The 16,885-nt window shown below is 39.0% G+C and carries 16 protein-coding genes; 6 read left to right on the top strand and 10 right to left on the bottom strand.

The annotated features are described in order from the left end of the window. Complete coding sequence (locus LQ188_RS06715) at positions 1 to 960, top strand: VOC family protein (RefSeq protein WP_230176369.1); 960 nt, start codon at positions 1 to 3, stop codon at positions 958 to 960. A 279-nt stretch (positions 961 to 1,239) separates the two neighbouring features. Here the strand turns inward: LQ188_RS06715 and LQ188_RS26965 are convergent, their stop codons facing one another. The 3 genes from LQ188_RS26965 to LQ188_RS26960 are packed head-to-tail and all read right to left on the bottom strand — an operon-like array spanning position 1,240 to position 1,864. Further along, entirely contained in the window at positions 1,240 to 1,644 is a 405-nt protein-coding gene (locus tag LQ188_RS26965) for an FCD domain-containing protein (RefSeq protein WP_363320583.1), read from the bottom strand. Between the two features lie 14 nt (positions 1,645 to 1,658). Next, complete coding sequence (locus LQ188_RS26815) at positions 1,659 to 1,781, bottom strand: hypothetical protein (RefSeq protein WP_290370100.1); 123 nt, start codon at positions 1,779 to 1,781, stop codon at positions 1,659 to 1,661. Continuing rightward, positions 1,754 to 1,864 (bottom strand): GntR family transcriptional regulator, encoded by a 111-nt coding sequence (locus LQ188_RS26960; RefSeq protein ID WP_363320572.1) that lies wholly within the window; start codon positions 1,862 to 1,864, stop codon positions 1,754 to 1,756. Before LQ188_RS26960 ends, LQ188_RS26815 begins: the two co-directional genes overlap by 28 nt. Before the next feature lie 594 nt (positions 1,865 to 2,458). Here LQ188_RS26960 and LQ188_RS06710 point away from each other — a divergent pair. Next, positions 2,459 to 3,454, top strand: a complete 996-nt coding sequence (locus LQ188_RS06710) for a D-cysteine desulfhydrase (protein WP_230176368.1) — start codon at positions 2,459 to 2,461, stop codon at positions 3,452 to 3,454. Positions 3,455 to 3,612: 158 nt separating this feature from the next. Here LQ188_RS06710 and LQ188_RS06705 read toward each other — a convergent pair whose 3' ends face one another. Further along, the gene (locus LQ188_RS06705) at positions 3,613 to 3,921 is read right to left on the bottom strand and encodes an amidohydrolase family protein (protein WP_363320571.1); all 309 of its coding nucleotides are present in this window, start codon (positions 3,919 to 3,921) and stop codon (positions 3,613 to 3,615) included. A 321-nt stretch (positions 3,922 to 4,242) separates the two neighbouring features. Here LQ188_RS06705 and LQ188_RS06700 point away from each other — a divergent pair, with 321 nt between their 5' ends. Together LQ188_RS06700 and sigH are read left to right on the top strand one after the other, a co-directional pair. Further along, positions 4,243 to 4,746: a DinB family protein gene (locus LQ188_RS06700; protein ID WP_230176367.1), complete on the top strand. Its 504-nt coding sequence runs from the start codon at positions 4,243 to 4,245 to the stop codon at positions 4,744 to 4,746. 629 nt (positions 4,747 to 5,375) lie between these two features. Further along, entirely contained in the window at positions 5,376 to 6,023 is a 648-nt protein-coding gene (gene sigH / locus LQ188_RS06695; RefSeq protein ID WP_230176366.1) for an RNA polymerase sporulation sigma factor SigH, read from the top strand. A gap of 245 nt (positions 6,024 to 6,268) precedes the next feature. On the opposite strand, the gene LQ188_RS06690 is transcribed toward sigH, so the two are convergent. Together LQ188_RS06690 and LQ188_RS06685 are read right to left on the bottom strand one after the other, a co-directional pair. Next, positions 6,269 to 6,583, bottom strand: coding sequence for an iron-sulfur cluster biosynthesis family protein (locus tag LQ188_RS06690; protein ID WP_230176365.1), 315 nt, complete (start codon positions 6,581 to 6,583; stop codon positions 6,269 to 6,271). 309 nt (positions 6,584 to 6,892) lie between these two features. Beyond that, a complete protein-coding gene (locus tag LQ188_RS06685; protein ID WP_101221955.1) occupies positions 6,893 to 7,801 on the bottom strand; it encodes a LysR family transcriptional regulator in 909 nt (302 codons plus the stop codon). A gap of 324 nt (positions 7,802 to 8,125) precedes the next feature. On the opposite strand from LQ188_RS06685, the gene LQ188_RS06680 reads away from it, so the two are divergent. Both LQ188_RS06680 and cysI read left to right on the top strand, forming a co-directional pair. After that, entirely contained in the window at positions 8,126 to 9,940 is a 1,815-nt protein-coding gene (locus LQ188_RS06680; protein ID WP_101221956.1) for an assimilatory sulfite reductase (NADPH) flavoprotein subunit, read from the top strand. Between the two features lie 26 nt (positions 9,941 to 9,966). Further along, the gene (cysI, locus tag LQ188_RS06675) at positions 9,967 to 11,685 is read left to right on the top strand and encodes an assimilatory sulfite reductase (NADPH) hemoprotein subunit (protein WP_101221957.1); all 1,719 of its coding nucleotides are present in this window, start codon (positions 9,967 to 9,969) and stop codon (positions 11,683 to 11,685) included. A 501-nt stretch (positions 11,686 to 12,186) separates the two neighbouring features. On the opposite strand, the gene LQ188_RS06670 is transcribed toward cysI, so the two are convergent. From LQ188_RS06670 to LQ188_RS06655, 4 genes are all read right to left on the bottom strand, one after another. Continuing rightward, on the bottom strand, positions 12,187 to 12,738 hold the full coding sequence (locus LQ188_RS06670; RefSeq protein ID WP_230176364.1) for a Rid family hydrolase: 552 nt from the start codon (positions 12,736 to 12,738) through the stop codon (positions 12,187 to 12,189). A gap of 223 nt (positions 12,739 to 12,961) precedes the next feature. Then, positions 12,962 to 14,047, bottom strand: coding sequence for a Ger(x)C family spore germination protein (locus tag LQ188_RS06665; RefSeq protein ID WP_230176363.1), 1,086 nt, complete (start codon positions 14,045 to 14,047; stop codon positions 12,962 to 12,964). Further along, entirely contained in the window at positions 14,044 to 15,135 is a 1,092-nt protein-coding gene (locus tag LQ188_RS06660; RefSeq protein ID WP_101221960.1) for a GerAB/ArcD/ProY family transporter, read from the bottom strand. The genes LQ188_RS06665 and LQ188_RS06660 overlap by 4 nt, the downstream gene beginning before the upstream one ends. Before the next feature lie 18 nt (positions 15,136 to 15,153). Then, positions 15,154 to 16,680, bottom strand: coding sequence for a spore germination protein (locus LQ188_RS06655; RefSeq protein WP_230176362.1), 1,527 nt, complete (start codon positions 16,678 to 16,680; stop codon positions 15,154 to 15,156). Between the last annotated feature and the right edge of the window lie 205 nt (positions 16,681 to 16,885).

Below are 16,885 nucleotides of genomic sequence, written 5' to 3'. Positions count from 1 at the left end.
ATGACTGAATCACTATTGGGCAATAGGATCATTAATCAACTCGCATTTGTTGTAAATGATATTGATGCTGTTAATCTAGCTTTCACAAGATTGCTGGGCATTAAGAAGGCAGAACCGTTTCTAACTGGTGACAGTTCTGTTTCGAAAGTCACCTTTAGAGGTGTACCAACGGAATCACAATCCAAACTGGCTTTTCTGAATACACCAACCGTCCAATTTGAACTAATAGAACCCGATAAAAATCCAGGAACGATGCGTGAGTTCCTGGATGAAGTAGGTGAAGGGATTCACCATATTGCTTTTGATGTAGACTCTATCCAAAAAAGGCTGCCAATAATGGAGAAAAGTGGATACCCAGCTTTGCAAACGGGAGAATTCACTTCAAGTGACGGCCGATATGTATATGTGGATACACTAAATGATCACAAAACGTTAATTGAAATGCTTGAAAGTGCGGAGCCGAGAGAAACGGAATGGGAAAGACCAGAAGATGCTAGCGTTCAGCCGCTAATAGGGACTAACAAAGTGGAACAGATTGCGTTAGTTGTAAAAGACCTCGATGCGGCTGCAGAAGCATATTGTAAGTTGTTGGGGATTGAAAAACCTCAAATCATCCATTCTGGTTCAACCGATATTACAAACGTGATTTACAAAGGGAAGCCCACTGAAGGTAAGTCAAAATATATGTTCATCGATACGCCGTTAATTCAAATTGAATTAATCGAGCCGGGTGAATCACCCAGTACGTGGAAAGACCATCTTGAAACATATGGTGAGGGTGTTCACCATATCTCTTTTGTCGTTAAAGACATGGAGGCTAAAATGAAGATGTTAGAAGAAATGGGCTATCCGGTCATACAGACAGGTAACTTTTTTAACGGAAAAGGCCGTTATGCCTATATGGATACAACATCGACATATAAAGTCATTATTGAATTGCTAGAACGTTTTGATGAGTAAACATGTACCAATTGATCATCAAAAGGTGTTCTGGATGCAATTGTCTGGGCATTTGGAACTTACATAATTTAAAATAATGAACTCCGCAGGTCATTAAATCAAAACCTAGCAATTTTTCCACCTAATCAGCTGATTAACTTACTAGTAGTGAAAACGTAAAAAGTATACAAGGCAATGGGCAGGAAGGGGACTTCAACCATGGCCTTGTACGGTTGGAATAAAAGTGAAAAATTTAACAACAAATGGGGAAATGAAAAATAATTCATAATATTAATATTATTAAAAAACACAAAAAGGAACCCATTTATTAAATTTTATTGTGATACAGGCTTTATGTAATCTAGGTAATATCATTTGGATATGGATCGTATTGACCTTTATTGCTTTTTCTGCATCTTTGTCACGAATGGCATGGATTACCTGTAAGTGCTCGTTGTTTCGTTCCTCATACCAAGATTTATCAACCATTGTAACATCTTCATTACGGGCGGATAAAAAGGAAATTCGAAAAGAAAGCCATAATGAATCCGTAGTCCTTTGGAGAAAGTTATTTCTCGAGTAAGAATATAATAAGCGGTGAAATTCAATGTTCGCACGGCTTGCCGCTATTCGTTCATTACTATTAATTGCCTGTTGCAGTTTATCCGTTGCCCATTCCAGTTTTTTAAATTCCTCTTCCGTAATTCCTTCACAAGCTTTTATATCGAATAGTTTTCGAGCATTTTCCTGAATTCCAATTCCTGCTGTAAAAGTTCAATATCCACATTGGATATGACCATCCCTATACCAGGTTTCACCTGAAGCAAATTTTCCTGTTCCAATTCCTCAAAGCTTCACGAACCGGTGTACGGCTACAATTGAATTGCTGGGCGATATCATCTTTCGTTAAACGGTCTCCAGGCAAAAATATCCCTTCAATGATCGCATTTTTGATAACAAAAAATATTGCTCCCTTAAGGGCTTAGAAGAATAATGTTCTATTTGATCAGTAATAAATTGATAGTGATTGGTTTCCATGGTGCTCCTTTCTAAAATCCAATTATATACAAGTGTATTTATTTTATCTTAAACCGATTTAAGTCATTTCAATGCTTCATACTTTTGATTATTTATACAATTCAATTGGATGGATGAAACTATTATTGCTAAAGACTCTCACAAGGCTATCTTTACATATTGGCAGGGGATAAAATTCATGGAATCCCCATCCATGCTGAAATTGGGGAACTGCTGATACTTTTGGGGAACCAAGGGTGTCATAAAGTAAGAGGAAGCTCACAGTTGTTTTATTATCATCGGTTTATATTGGTAACATTGCCGTGATGAATGATGTATATGGGGATTCTTTTTACAGATAACCATACAAGAGGTGAGATTCATGTTGCTCGATTACATAAAGATGCTATGATTGAAATCGAAGCTTATACTAAAGTAAAGAATACATCAGATTGATATTTTCTTTAATATACTACATAGAGGATACAGGAGGAGTTTTAAAATGAATTTAGCACAATTTCCTAGAAAGCGATATACACCGACATATACACCAATTGAGAAATTAGGTCATTTTTCTGAGGTTCTTGGGGGACCATCCATTTACGTTAAACGAGATGATATGCTTGGTTTGACGGCTGGGGGAAATAAAACAAGAAAACTGGAATTCCTTGTTGCCGATGCATTGGAAAAAGGTGCGGATACGTTGATTACATGTGGAGGAATTCAGTCAAATCATTGCCGCTTGACACTGGCTGCTGCGGTTAAAGAGAAAATGAAATGCATCCTTGTTTTGGAAGAGGGACTTTCAAAAAATTCAGAGCCGGATTTTAACGGTAACTATTTTCTCTATCATTTATTGGGGGCTGAACAAATTATAGTTGTACCTAATGGAGCGGACTTAATGCAAGAAATGCAGAAAGTGGCTAAAGAGGTAACAGAGAAAGGACACCGACCTTACATCATTCCGGTTGGGGGATCCAATGTCATTGGTGCAACCGGATATGTTGCATGTGCTCAGGAGATCTTGGCACAGTCCTTTGAGCAAGGAATTGATTTGAAAGCAGTTATTTGTGTAAGCGGCAGTGGGGGAATGCATGCTGGCTTGGTGGCAGGATTTCATGGAAATCAAAGTGGAGTATCAGTAATTGGAATAAACGTAAGCAGAGGAAAAGCGGAACAAGAAGAGAAAGTTTTTCAGCTTGTTAAAGAAACTTTAACACATATCGGCATTCCAAATTCAATTCCTCGTGAAGCTGTTACATGTTTTGATGAGTATGTCGGGCCGGGTTATGCTCTGCCTACACCTGAAATGGTGGAAGCAGTCAAGCTCATGGCAAGAACAGAAGGGATATTGCTGGATCCGGTATATACGGGTAAAGCGGCAGCGGGACTCGTAGATTTAATACAAAAAGGCACATTTAAGCCGGAGGATAACATCTTATTTGTTCACTCTGGTGGTGCTTCATCTTTATATGCCAATACTTCTCTATTTAATTGAAGTACTGATCATGCAGGAGGCTTAATCTCACATTTTTCAATAAAGTAGGCATGGTTATTAAGCGAAAAACATATGTCTAACGCATTGGCAGCGGATAGACAATTGTCCATGGTCAAAAGAGGATTCTACAGTTGTAGAATCCTCTTTTAATGACTATTTTACTTATCGATTAGAGTCGTCGAATGATCAAAAACAACTTTTCCATCAACGATCGTTAGCTGTACCTTTGTATTAGGGATTTCCTCTGCCGGTACTTCAAAGAGATTTCGTTCTAATACTATGATATCAGCAAGTTTGCCTACTTCTAATGTACCCAGCTCCTCATCTCTAAAAGAACCATAAGCGGATCCGGCTGTATAAGCTTTCAATGCTTCGGACAGTGTGATGCACTCATGTGGATGCCATACCGTTTCACCGCTGCTGTCGAATCTCGTTACTGCACGACCTATACTAAGCTTATTTTGCATGGCTTTATCTCCTAACCAACACTGAATTTATAATATATTAATAACATAATTACCCACTATTATTAAGTAGTGATTCTTGTTGTGTATAGCTGGTAGTAGGAAGATTTGTACCACGTCCATAAAATTGCAGTCACAAACTTACCGTCCAGTATTCGATTTAAACTTGGTTATCCATTTAAATATAAAGTCAATGGACGTTCAAAAAGACTGAAAGTTTAATCTCAAAATAAAATGATTAATAAGGAATTTGTAATGAGGGAACGTATGTTTTATAATGTGCTTTGAGAAAGTAATTATCTAACGGAATAGGGGAGGTATTATATGTATAGTACAATTTCGGATTTTATTAAAGAATGGAATAAAGAAGCCATACTGACTCAGAATGTTTTGGATAGTTTGACAGATGATTCATTAGAACAACAAGTGTATCTCGAAGGTCGCACTTTAGGAAGAATTGCCTGGCATTTCACTACGAATATTCCAGATTATCTAGCTCATTTCGGGTTAAAGATAGACCGGATAGAAAGTTCGGAAAACGTCCCATCTTCAGCACAGGAAATTGCTATCACTTTTAAAAATGTAAGTTCTCACGCAGCCAAAATAATTGAACAACAATGGACGGACGCATCCCTAGAGCAAATACAAGAAGCGTTTGGTAGACAGGAAACAAATGCTTCCATCCTTATGGGGCTAATCAAGCATATTGTTCATCATCGCGGACAAGCTACGGTTCTGATGCGTCAAGCAGGAATAAAACCTTATGGGGTATATGGACCGCCAAAAGAAGATTGGATTCATCTAGGTGTGGAGAGTCCACCACTTTAATAACTTATGCATGCTTAAGTAATGACCTTAACTAACGGGGCCATTAGCGAATAATTAAATCCCAGTTTCAATTTTATAACCGAGTTAAATAATATGTTAAAGCATCCTTTGAAGGGTGCTTTCTTATTTTGTCAAGAAGGGTTTAAATAAAACCTGCTAATTAGAGAAGATGTTTTAAATGGCATTTTCCTTTTTTTAATTAAAGCTATTGAAGTAAATGTAAAAGTAAAAGGTGGAATGGGTTCCAGTCTTTCCCTTTGAATAGGCTATGTTAAACCATTATTGCAGAATAGTTCTTAAGTAGTATTATTTATAATTATGCTATATTAAGCTTCCATATCCTGAACCCCACCGTAATTGCCACAACCATCGGCACAACTATATCCGTCAATGATAAGGAGTTAAACAAAACGACTATAATGACGAGATCTTTACCAAATCAATTAAAGCTGACTGAAAGTGTATAGATATAGTGCAGGACTTATAAATATCAGTATTTTGTTGAAAAATGTCGTTATTTGCGAATATCATTATCGTCATTTCTGAGATATTATTATATTGAATTAACACATTGAAGTGATAATGCAACTTTTATGTCGGGGCTCAATTAAGTGAGTGGGGGAAAATAAATGAGTGTAATCATCGAGAAGAAACGAGTGGAAAACTATACTCATATGGAAGATGTAATGTTGGTTGGGAAAATCCATAATGGTGATGAAGATGCACTGGACTTTTTAATTAAAAAATACAGATGTGTCGTTCAATCAAATGCTTTGAAGTATTTTTTAACGGGTGGAGATAAGGAAGACGTCTATCAGGAAGGGATGATTGGACTATATAAGGCCATTCGGGACTACAAGAATTGCAAAAAGTCATCTTTCAGATCATTTGCGGAACTGTGTATTACAAGACAAATCATAACGGCTGTTAAAGCGGCTATTTGCCAAAAGCACTCTCCCTTAAATAATTATGTTTCATTGTATAAGCCTAATCAAGGGGAGTCGGAACAGTGCCTAATTGATCTAATCCCTGAAAAGAGACAAAATGACCCAGTCACGATCTTAATTAAATCAGAAGAAATTTGCGATATTGAGCTAATTTTAACGGAAGTCCTTAGTGAGTTGGAAACTAGTGTTGTGGACTTGTACCTGGAAGGAAAAACTTATTTTGAAATATCAAAGGAATTGAATGTTCCAAAAAAGACGATCGATAATGCACTTCAGCGGGTAAAAAGGAAGTTGGAGCGGTACTTCGAGTCCAGGAGGTTGGAAGCATAATAACTATAATTCTTTGAATTTTCATTCATTATTATTTGCAAAACTTCGAAACGATTCAGTAATAAAAAATAGAATGGATAAAAACAATAGTTAAATGCATACATTCCTGGTAATGGGGCTATTAGTGCAGTGCTATCCTATGAGAAAATAAAAATCCCTCTAGGTAAATGCCGATGATAAATTCCCTGAGTATAAACACAAAAAAGCCCAACTGAAACAGAAGGGCTTTTTACTATATTCATTTTTTAATCCACTCTATTCAACTGTAGATTGTATCTCAATGTTTCTTCGTCTGAATATAATTTGTATCCAAGTCCATCACTGTAGTTAAGAAAGACTTTATCTGGAAGATGCTTTTTAGACTCACTTGATATTAAGATGGGGACCCCATTAATTATGAATCTCTCATCATCTTCATTCTTATTATCAATTTTCAATTCGTGTTCCACATAAATCGAACAGCTTCCAATATAAATGGCTTCGATACGAACACCTTCATTCTCTTTATAATCCACTTTTAATAGTTGCTCAATCGCTGCTTCTTTAATCTCAATATTCATTAAACCCGCTCCCATACAAAATTGATATTATTTTTATCTATACAAGGAAAACAAAAATCAAGCCAAAAAAGATTGCTCTAGTTATTCGTATACCCAATTGTTTATAAGTTAATGTGTATAAGAAAGACAAGTTGGGATTTACTCAGACTTCTTAATTAAGTATATTTCCTTAACGTAGGCAAACCTCGGCTTTATTGTCGAAATTTACTTAATGCAACTTTTTCCCGTTTTGGTTACATAAGCAACCTGTTAACAGCGTGCTCCCGGATTTCCCAGTCTGTAACTTTATAACAGCAATCTTCGCAAAGATCATCCTATCGGCTTTGCTTTCATGGGCCATTTTTTGTTTAATTCAGTTATAAAAGTCTTGACATTCTTTTTATCTTCCATAATTGGGGAATAGACGTACGAAAGTGTCCTGTTAAAGGATTCATTTTTTACCTGAATAATAGAAAGGATTTTATTTTGTACATCCCTTTCAATTACACTTCGGGAAAGCAGAGCCAGCCCTGCGCCGTTTTTTATAAGTGTTTCTTTAATTCCTTGATTACTGCTTATCGTGAGTATCGATTTAATTTTCAATCCGTTTGATCGTATGACGTGATTAAGGTATTCACGAGTACCAGATCCAACTTCCCTGGTTACCCATGCTTGGTCATGTAAATCAGTAATCTCCACTTCTTCTTTATTAGAGAGTACATGATTGTTAGAAGACACAATGAATAGCTCGTCTTGCATGAATGGGTGGACAGAAAGCTCTTTTTCATTAGTTTGACCCTCGATTAAGCCAATATCCACTTTGTATAGCCGAACGGCTTGAACGATTTCTTCCGTGTTTCCAATTACGACTTGAAGTTCGAGTTCAGGATAGTCCTCTTGAAGGTCGATGAGTAAAGAAGGAAGGATATACTCTCCTATTGTAAAACTTGCCCCTATCTTTAATTCGCCCTTGATTGAACTATCGTGTTCCTGAATGTCTTGTCTGGTCTGTTCATAGATTGTGATCATTTGCTTGGCCCGGTCGTAAAGAATTTCTCCCGTCAAGGTGACTTTTAGGAATTTAGGAGAACGGAGAAATAATTTCGTTTGGAACTCTTCCTCCAATTTTTTTATATGTAAACTTACACTTGGTTGGGACATAAGAAGCATTTCTGCTGTTTTTGTAAAATTCTTGACCTCTACAAGGGTCACGAATGTTTTTAGAGCATCGTAGTACATAGAAATTTCTCCTTATTATTAATATTCTTAATAGTTACAATAAATTATATATATTTTACTAATGATGTGACTTCCAGTAAAGTTTTAATGAGAAACTTATTTTAGGAAGAGTATAGGCTGAGGAAGACTATTGTCCTTTATAACCTTATTTTTTATTTGTTGCGAGCTATGAACCTATATGACTATTTTTTTTGCAGTTAAAACCGACTTGGTCTATAGGAGTAAACGAGTTAATTAATTTATGGATATAAAAATGATCAAACCCACTCGTTATACATAATAGTCAACTAAGATAAGTTAATATCCCTTTGTGAGGTGGAAATCGTGCAACTTCAGGTAAGTAACAGTCCCTTTAATCAAGAGCAGGCAGAGCTCCTTAACAGCCTACTGCCAAGCTTGACAGAAACACAAAAAATTTGGTTGAGCGGTTATCTGACTGCATCTTTGTCAGTTTCGAATATCAGTTCAGCCGTCGCCCCGGTACTGGAAGCTCAAAGCGGCGGGAAGACAATATCAAAAGAGGTGACCATCCTTTTTGGTTCACAGACGGGTAATGCTCAAGGGCTGGCAGAAAAGGCGGCGAGTAAGCTTGAGGGTAATGGCTTTCAGGTTACCATTTCATCCATGAGTGACTTTAAAGTCAACAATTTGAAAAAAGTCAAAAATCTTCTGATTGCCGTTAGCACGCATGGAGAAGGTGATCCTCCGGATAATACATTGTCCTTCCATGAGTACCTTCATGGCAGGAGGGCACCAAGCCTTGAAGGTCTCCGCTTTTCGGTATTGGCGCTAGGAGACAGCTCATACGAGTTTTTCTGTGAAACGGGAAAACAATTCGATAAACGCTTGGAGGAACTTGGCGGGACACGTTTATTTCCGAGAATGGACTGTGACCTTGATTATGATGAGCCTGCTAGCGAATGGCTGGATGGAGTACTTTCTAGTTTAAGTGAAGGGGAAGTCAGTTCAATTGCTGCTGTTCCCGCATCGAAAGCCTCAGTAAGTGAACAAACGTATTCGAGAACAAATCCGTTTAAAGCGGAAGTGTTGGAAAATATAAATTTGAACGGCCGTGGCTCCAATAAAGAGACACATCATCTTGAGTTATCTCTTGAGGGCTCAGGTCTTACATTCGAACCTGGTGACAGCCTTGGTGTTTATCCGAAAAATGATTCGGATTTAGTGGATATGCTTCTTACGGAACTCAATTGGGACCCTGAAGAAACCGTGAAGGTCAATAAGCAGGGAGACCTTCGACAGCTTAGGGAATCGCTCATCTCCGATTTTGAAATTACGGTTTTGACAAAATCGCTCATTGAACAAGCGGCACAGCTTTCAGGTAATGAGGATTTAAAGGAGCTTTTAGAGCCTGGTAATGAAGAAAGGTTAAAAGAATATCGTGAAGGCCGTGATTTGCTTGATTTTGTCCGTGATTTTGGCGCATGGGGCGAATCGGCGCAAGAGTTCGTATCGATACTCCGGAAAATGCCAGCCCGTCTATATTCGATTGCGAATAGCTTATCCGCATATCCGGATGAAGTGCATTTGACAATCGGAGCTGTCCGGTATGAAAGTCACGGACGGGAAAGAAACGGTGTCTGCTCCATTTTATGTGCGGACAGATTACAGCCAGGGGATACGCTGCCCGTTTACATTCAGCATAACCAGAACTTCAAGCAGCCGGAGAACCCAGACACTCCAATTATCATGGTTGGACCGGGAACGGGCATTGCTCCGTTCAGATCCTTTATCCAGGATCGCGAAGAAGCTGAAGCGACAGGAAAAACGTGGCTCTTTTACGGCGATCAGCATTTCGTGACGGATTTCCTTTATCAGACTGAATGGCAAAAGTGGTTGAAAACAGGTGTACTTACGAAAATGGATGTTGCCTTTTCACGAGATACTGATGAAAAAGTGTATGTTCAAAACCGGATGCGCGAGCACAGCGGGGAATTATACGAATGGCTTCAAGAAGGTGCAGCTGTATACATTTGCGGTGACGAGAAAAACATGGCACATGATGTGCATAATACGCTTATTGAGATCATTGAAAAAGAAGGCAATATGAGCCATGCTGATGCGAAGGCTTATCTTGAAGAAATGCAACAGAATAAACGCTATCAACGTGATGTGTACTGAAATTTGAATGAAAAGGAGATAACAACATGGTGAAAACACTATTAAAAGCACCAGAAGGCCCGCCCAGTGATGTTGAGCAAATTAAAGAAAAAAGCGATTATTTGCGAGGTACACTTGGAAAAGTGATGCAGGATCGGATCAGCGCCGGTATTCCGGATGATGACAACCGATTAATGAAACATCACGGCAGCTATTTACAGGATGACCGGGATCTGCGCAATGAGCGTCAAAAACAAAAGCTTGAGCCTGCCTATCAGTTTATGTTGCGTGTCCGTATGGCCGGCGGGGTAGCACAGCCTTCTCAATGGCTTGTTATGGATGACCTCGCTCAGAAATACGGAAACGGAACTTTGAAATTGACAACAAGACAGACGTTTCAAATGCATGGTATTTTAAAATGGAATATGAAAAAAACCATTCAGGAAATCCATGCTTCCATGCTGGATACAATCGCTGCATGCGGAGATGTAAACCGGAACGTAATGTGCAATTCGATTCCATTTCAATCCGAAATCCATTCTGAAGTATATGAATGGTCAAAAAAATTGAGTGATTATCTATTGCCGCGTACAAGGGCGTACCATGAAATCTGGCTGGATGAAGAAAAAGTGGTTGGTTCTCCTGAAGTGGAGGAAGTCGAACCAATGTACGGAAAGCTTTATTTGCCAAGGAAGTTTAAAATAGGCATTGCCGTACCACCATCCAATGATATTGATGTTTACTCCCAGGATCTTGGCTTCATAGCAATTGTTGAAAATGGAAAACTCGTTGGTTTTAATGTAGCGATCGGCGGAGGAATGGGAATGAGCCACGGTGACAAGGCGACATATCCTCAACTAGCCAAGGTAATCGGCTTTTGCCAGCCAGACAAAATACTGGATGTGGCTGAAAAAATCATAACGATTCAGCGAGATTACGGGAACCGATCCGTACGGAAAAATGCTCGGTTCAAGTATACGGTAGACCGGCTTGGGCTCCAAGCGGTAAAGGCTGAACTGGAAAATCGTTTAGGCTGGAAGCTGGAGGAAGAGAGAACATATCATTTTGATAATAATGGTGACCGCTATGGTTGGGTAAAAGGAATGCAAGGAAAATGGCATTTTACACTATTTGTCGAGGGTGGCCGAATTGCCGATATCAATGATTACAAGCTGATGACCGGTTTGCGCGAGATCGCAAAGATCCATACGGGTGATTTCCGTTTGACGGCCAATCAAAACCTTATTATTGCAGATGTGTCAAGCCAGAAAAAGAAAAAGATCATAGAATTGCTTGAAACATACGGTTTGACGGATGGTGCGCATCATTCGGCGCTCCGACGCAGCTCGATTGCATGCGTGGCGCTTCCAACATGCGGGTTGGCAATGGCCGAAGCAGAGCGTTATTTGCCGGTTCTGCTTGATAAAATCGAGACCATCGTTGATGAAAACGGCCTGAGGAACGAAGAAATCACAATTCGCATGACCGGTTGTCCGAATGGATGTGCCCGGCATGCACTTGGGGAAATTGGTTTTATCGGTAAGGCACCTGGCAAATATAATATGTATCTAGGTGCTGCATTCGATGGAAGCCGATTAAGTAAAATGTACCGTGAAAACATCGGTGAAGAAGAGATATTAAAAGAGCTGCGTGTACTTCTTTCCCGTTATGCAAAAGAACGTCAGCAAGGAGAGCATTTCGGCGACTTCGTCATCAATGCAGGCATTGTCAAAGAAGTGACGGATGGAACGAATTTTCATGATTGATTAAAACAAACGAGAGACAATAGAAGTTCGGAATGCTTTCACCCCGAATATAAAAGAAAACTTGATTTTCCAACATGATTTTTTGCTTAATTGTATGATGAAAACCTCTCTAGATTAAAGAAATATGCGACACTCCTGCCGAAAAACTGGCTAGCCGAGACCCCACAGACGCTTGCTTTGATGAGGCTTGGCAGACAGTCGGCGGAAAGGGAGCGAATTTCAGAAATCAGCTGGAACTTTTATAACAGGAAAATTTGAAGGTGAACTGGTTCTTCTCTCAGTTTGTAGACAAAAGGGGTTCTATCTGTATTTTTAAAAAAAGTTGATTGGAACGGAAGGTACGAGATTCCCGCGGAAAGCGAGTTGCCCTACGTTCCAAACAACGTTCAAATTGTACAGTCTGTGAGACAGGAATAGCTTCCTGTCTCTTTTGGTATTCGAAGGTTTTCCGAAGTGCCTGGAACCCCGATATGCTCAATCATGACCATACACATCTATCGCCTATTTATTTGACTTGCTGCTATTTTGATAGGCTACTTCTGCTTCAATCTCAATGAGGAAATCCGGCGAAACCAGACTTTGCACCCCTACAGTAGAACGGGCAGTTTTCACTGGATTTTCTTTTGTATTAAAGAACTGAGCATAGGCATCGAACCAACCTTGATAGTCTGGTGCATCTCCTTTGTTCGGATCTGGCGCGACATACACACGCAGAAAGGTTACATCAGCAAGGGAAAGTCCTTTTGTTTTCAGATCTGCTCCTAATTTCTCTAAAATTCCGATTGCCTGCTTTTCTGTATTGCCATACCTCTCATAAGTGGTTTTTCCATCCTTGTTTAAAAGAGGGGCTACTGTACCGCTAAACAATATCCGGTTATAACTTTGAGGTACAGCAACTGAACTGGAAATCTCAGAAGTTGGGGACCCAAAGAAGGTCACTTTATCCGATTTCAATTCATCTTTTTCGTTATCTGCGGAAGCAAAAGAGAATCCTGCGATTAAACTCACACTTAATACTGAGGCAGCGATGATCGGTTTCATAGGTGTTTTCAAAAAGTCACCTCCTGTTATTTATGTAACAACGATAGGTAAACGAATCTGATTCATTTTTGCTGCTATAGAAGGGACTTTACCTTCCTTTAATAATTCTGCAGGAATCCGGCTAACCATGTTTCAAATGCACCTGCAGTCAACCAGTTACTTCGCTGTTCACAATTTGATTTGAAAGTAGTTTTCCAAACAGATGAAGAATATTAAATGGCCTATCGATATTTCATCATTCTGAGACCCCGGTTTGGATGATGTTAACTTTAGTTTCTATATTAATGTCCATCACCGGATAAATCTTTTTCCAATGTTCATAGGTCAGTTTTTTATTTTTGGCGTGATATTTTTCCTTAAGGCCAATCGGATCAAGGGATTTTTTCTGAAGATCTTTAATAAGTCGGTTTGCTTGCTTGGTTAAATCAGCTTCCATTTCCTTTTCAATTTTCTTAATCATCTTTCTATTGGTTAGGTTTTCACTGCGCATGGATTCCTTGATTTGTCCTTTAATTTTGATCTTAATCGTGATAGAGGGATTTCTCTCTGAACTTGATACCTCATAACTTGAACCGCTTCGGATACTTTCCACTACGATATCGCTTTCTTTCTTATCTTTTAATTTGAATTTATATATTCCCCGCCTATGATGCTGAACTAATGTTTTGAAAATGAACATATCATCGGTTCGAACTTTCGTGACCATCTTATTTTCATGAAATAGGGCCACTCCAGAAACAGCAACTTCATTATTAATTAATTTAATTAAAGGAAGATACGAATCGCCGCCAGTTTCTAGAGCGTTTCCTAAAAAAAGATGGAGGTTAGTATCGGGTCCGTTCCCCGTTTCATTTTGTTGATTAATCAAATCCGATAAAAAGATTCCAATATTCACATTCGTATTTGGTGGTTTCGTATTTATGACATTCTTGACCTTTCCTTCAACGATGGCCAAAATGACCCTGTTTCCAAGTTGCGGCTCACGGTAGAGATAATCGGTCAGTTCTGTCATTCCGATTTCACGAACCATTTTCTCGCTGAATAAAATGATGCGTGTCTGTCCAAGCAATACCGGCTTATCCGCTTTTTTGGAAACGACAGCCTGGACATCACTCGTTGTCGTCGATGTTCCAGTTAAGGTTTGATATTTACCCATCTTGTCCTGCTGGAAGATAGGGATGACGAACATTCCTTCGACATGATCATTCTTCAGTATATCGTAGCCAATGGCTTGGGACATATTGACTTCGTCAACCACCCTCGGCTGGGCGCAGCTGCAAAGGAGGGGAAAAGTCAAGATAACAGAAAATAATTTTCTCATATACGTTTCCTCATTTTCTTTATATAGATGATGACCAAAAGAAGAGGCAAGTATAAAGCAATAAAGAGTACGCCGTATGGATCGATTATTTTATTCAAGAAATATAGGGAATCGATATCAAAAACAAATATATTGGTAAGCAGGATAATAATCGACATCCCCCATAATGGATACTTTTGCTTAACATTGAATAAACGCTTGAAACCCCTGCTCGCTGCCCAAAAGGCGATGGTCATGTTAGGTATGATAACGATGGCCCACCAAGAAACGTCTATATATTCAAATCGCTGGATAAAGGGCAATTCGACAATGCTGGTCAATGACAGCGTCGGCCATATAGTCAGTTCCAACTGTTTTTGTGAATAAAAAACAAGTGAAACCAAATAAACGAATACGGTCATTAAGGTTGTCGTTAAGGCCCCTCCATGAGCATATTTTTGTGAAGTTTTGGCATCTTTAATGAACGGATAATACATCACGATCATTTCAAAACCAAGCAGCGTTAATGAAGTGCTCCTGGTTCCTTTCAATATATCCAATAGAGTGTGGTGGAAAACAGGAAGCAAATTGGTGAATTCAGAGTATTTCATGGCATAGAATAGGACAAATAAAAGCCAGTATGTCAAAATGACGCTTAAAAAGGCAATACCCGTAATCGTTCGGAATCCTCCCGTATGAATATAATAAATCAAAACTAGGAAGACCACTGAAAACGCCCAAGTTGGTACCTCTTCAAACATCCATACATGTATGACATTTATATAGCTAATCATGACAGTCAACCCAAGGATCAAAAAGTAAAGAATGAATAATAGACTGAAGAAATTCCCTATCCATTTCCCGAATGCTTGATTATTTGCAGAAATGATATCCCCAGGAACGATACTGAAGATTTTATATATGACCCAAATCATTATATGGACGATCAGGCCGGCTAGCAGTATCGAAATCCAGCCATCCGTTCCCGTTGACTTCGCTAAAACTCTTTGAAAACTCAAAACGCCTACTCCTGTTTGCATGGAATGCACTAAAAAATACACATAGAACGGTGACACTTTATACTTTTCATTAACTCCAGCTTGGTTCATATAGGACCCTCGTTTAGATCATTCATTAAAATCATTTTTTTTGATTCTTGCTTTTTTGGGCTGTTGCTGTCTGGATATATCATCAGGACGTAAATTTACAGGCCGTGACTTGAAAAGATTAAAAGGAAGCCGAACAAAGCTGTCTTTCCAATCTTGCATGCGAAATGGGTATATCGGTTCGAGGTACGGGTGTCCCATTGACGTTAATTTGATAAGGTGGGTCATCAAAAACACGGCTGCTATGGTAATGCCCAGCAGTCCCCAAATTTGGGCCCCGATTAAGAAAGGGAACCGCAGCAGCCGAATGGCATTACCCATTTTATAAATGGGAGTAACAAATGATGCCAATGCCGAGAGGGCAACGATGATCAATAAGATATTACTGGTCAAACCAGCAACAACGGCTGCTTGACCGATAACGATACCGCCGACGATACCTAATGTCTGACCAACCTTTGTTGGCAGCCTGGCAGCCGCTTCCCGTAATAACTCAATGGAAATCTCCAGGAATAGTGCTTCAATCAATGGCTGAAAAGGTATTAAGTTCCTGGAAGTGACGATCGTTTCCAAAAGATCTTTAGGAATGAGTTCATAGTGATAGGTCAGCACGGCTACATAAATGGGAGTGGCAAATATCGAAAAAGCTACCGCGAATATCCTTAATAAACGAAATGCAGATGCGGGAATCCACGGCATATTATAATCTTCCATCGTGATAAAGTATTCCAACAAAATGGTTGGAGTAATAAGGGCAGAGGATGACCTATCGATCAACAGGGCTACTTTACCTTCAGCCAATGCACTTGCGATGCGATCAGGTCTTTCCGTATTTAGAAAAAGGGGAAACAAGGTATTTGAATTATCATAAAGCATTTGCGCGAGATAGGACCCGTCCAATATTTCATCAAACTCTACGTCGTTGATCCTTTGGATAACATTATCAACATTTTCCTGATCAACGATCCCTTCTAACGATAAAACTGCCACTTTCGTTTTAGACAATGATCCCACAGTCATTTCACTTACTCGCAATCCAGGGATAGGAAGCCTTTTTCTGACTAAATTCAGATTGATATCAAGATCCTCAACAAATGCTTCTTGAGCACTTATGATTCCAAATTCAAGTTCAGGTTTCTCAACTTGTCTTCCTTGTTGGGCCGCAACATTGATTAATAGGCATTCATCAAGATTTCCATCTAAACGAAGTGCAATTTCGCCTCTCATGATCCTGTCTTCAATTACAACCCTGGTACTGGTGATCAGTGTATTTTCAATAGGGACGTTTTCTTTTATTTGCTCCAAATTTATCGTTTCCAGAGTCGGTATGACAGAAAGAATACTTTCGTGAAGTACCTGTGCATCGATTAAAGAGCGATAAAAAGAGACCCAATAGCCTATGCCATTATATATTCCTTGATGGTTTATGAAATCATTGGATGAAGATAGGGTATTGAATAGGTCCCTTACTTCCGAAACTTTATTTAATTCTTCATTTTTTCCGTTTGGTTGATTTGGCTTTTTTTTGAACGTTCTGCGGTTAAACAATGTTGTCACCTCTGCACTAAAGCTTATAATCCTAGCATTTGCAATTTAATTACAAATTAACCATTTTGGATGCTAATGTCGCTCGCTATAGAAAGGGATATCATTAATAAAATGGTGTAAAAGCTGCCTCCATATCCTGTTCGCATAAAAAAAATGAAAATAGAGGAAACTGATACAATAAAACCCCATTTAACCAAAGGAGTTC

This window comes from Peribacillus sp. Bi134, from assembly GCF_918698065.1.
In the GTDB taxonomy this organism is placed as follows: domain Bacteria; phylum Bacillota; class Bacilli; order Bacillales; family DSM-1321; genus Peribacillus.
The sequence above is the reverse complement of the archived record's forward strand: the minus strand, read 5'-3'. Positions and strand labels throughout refer to the sequence as shown.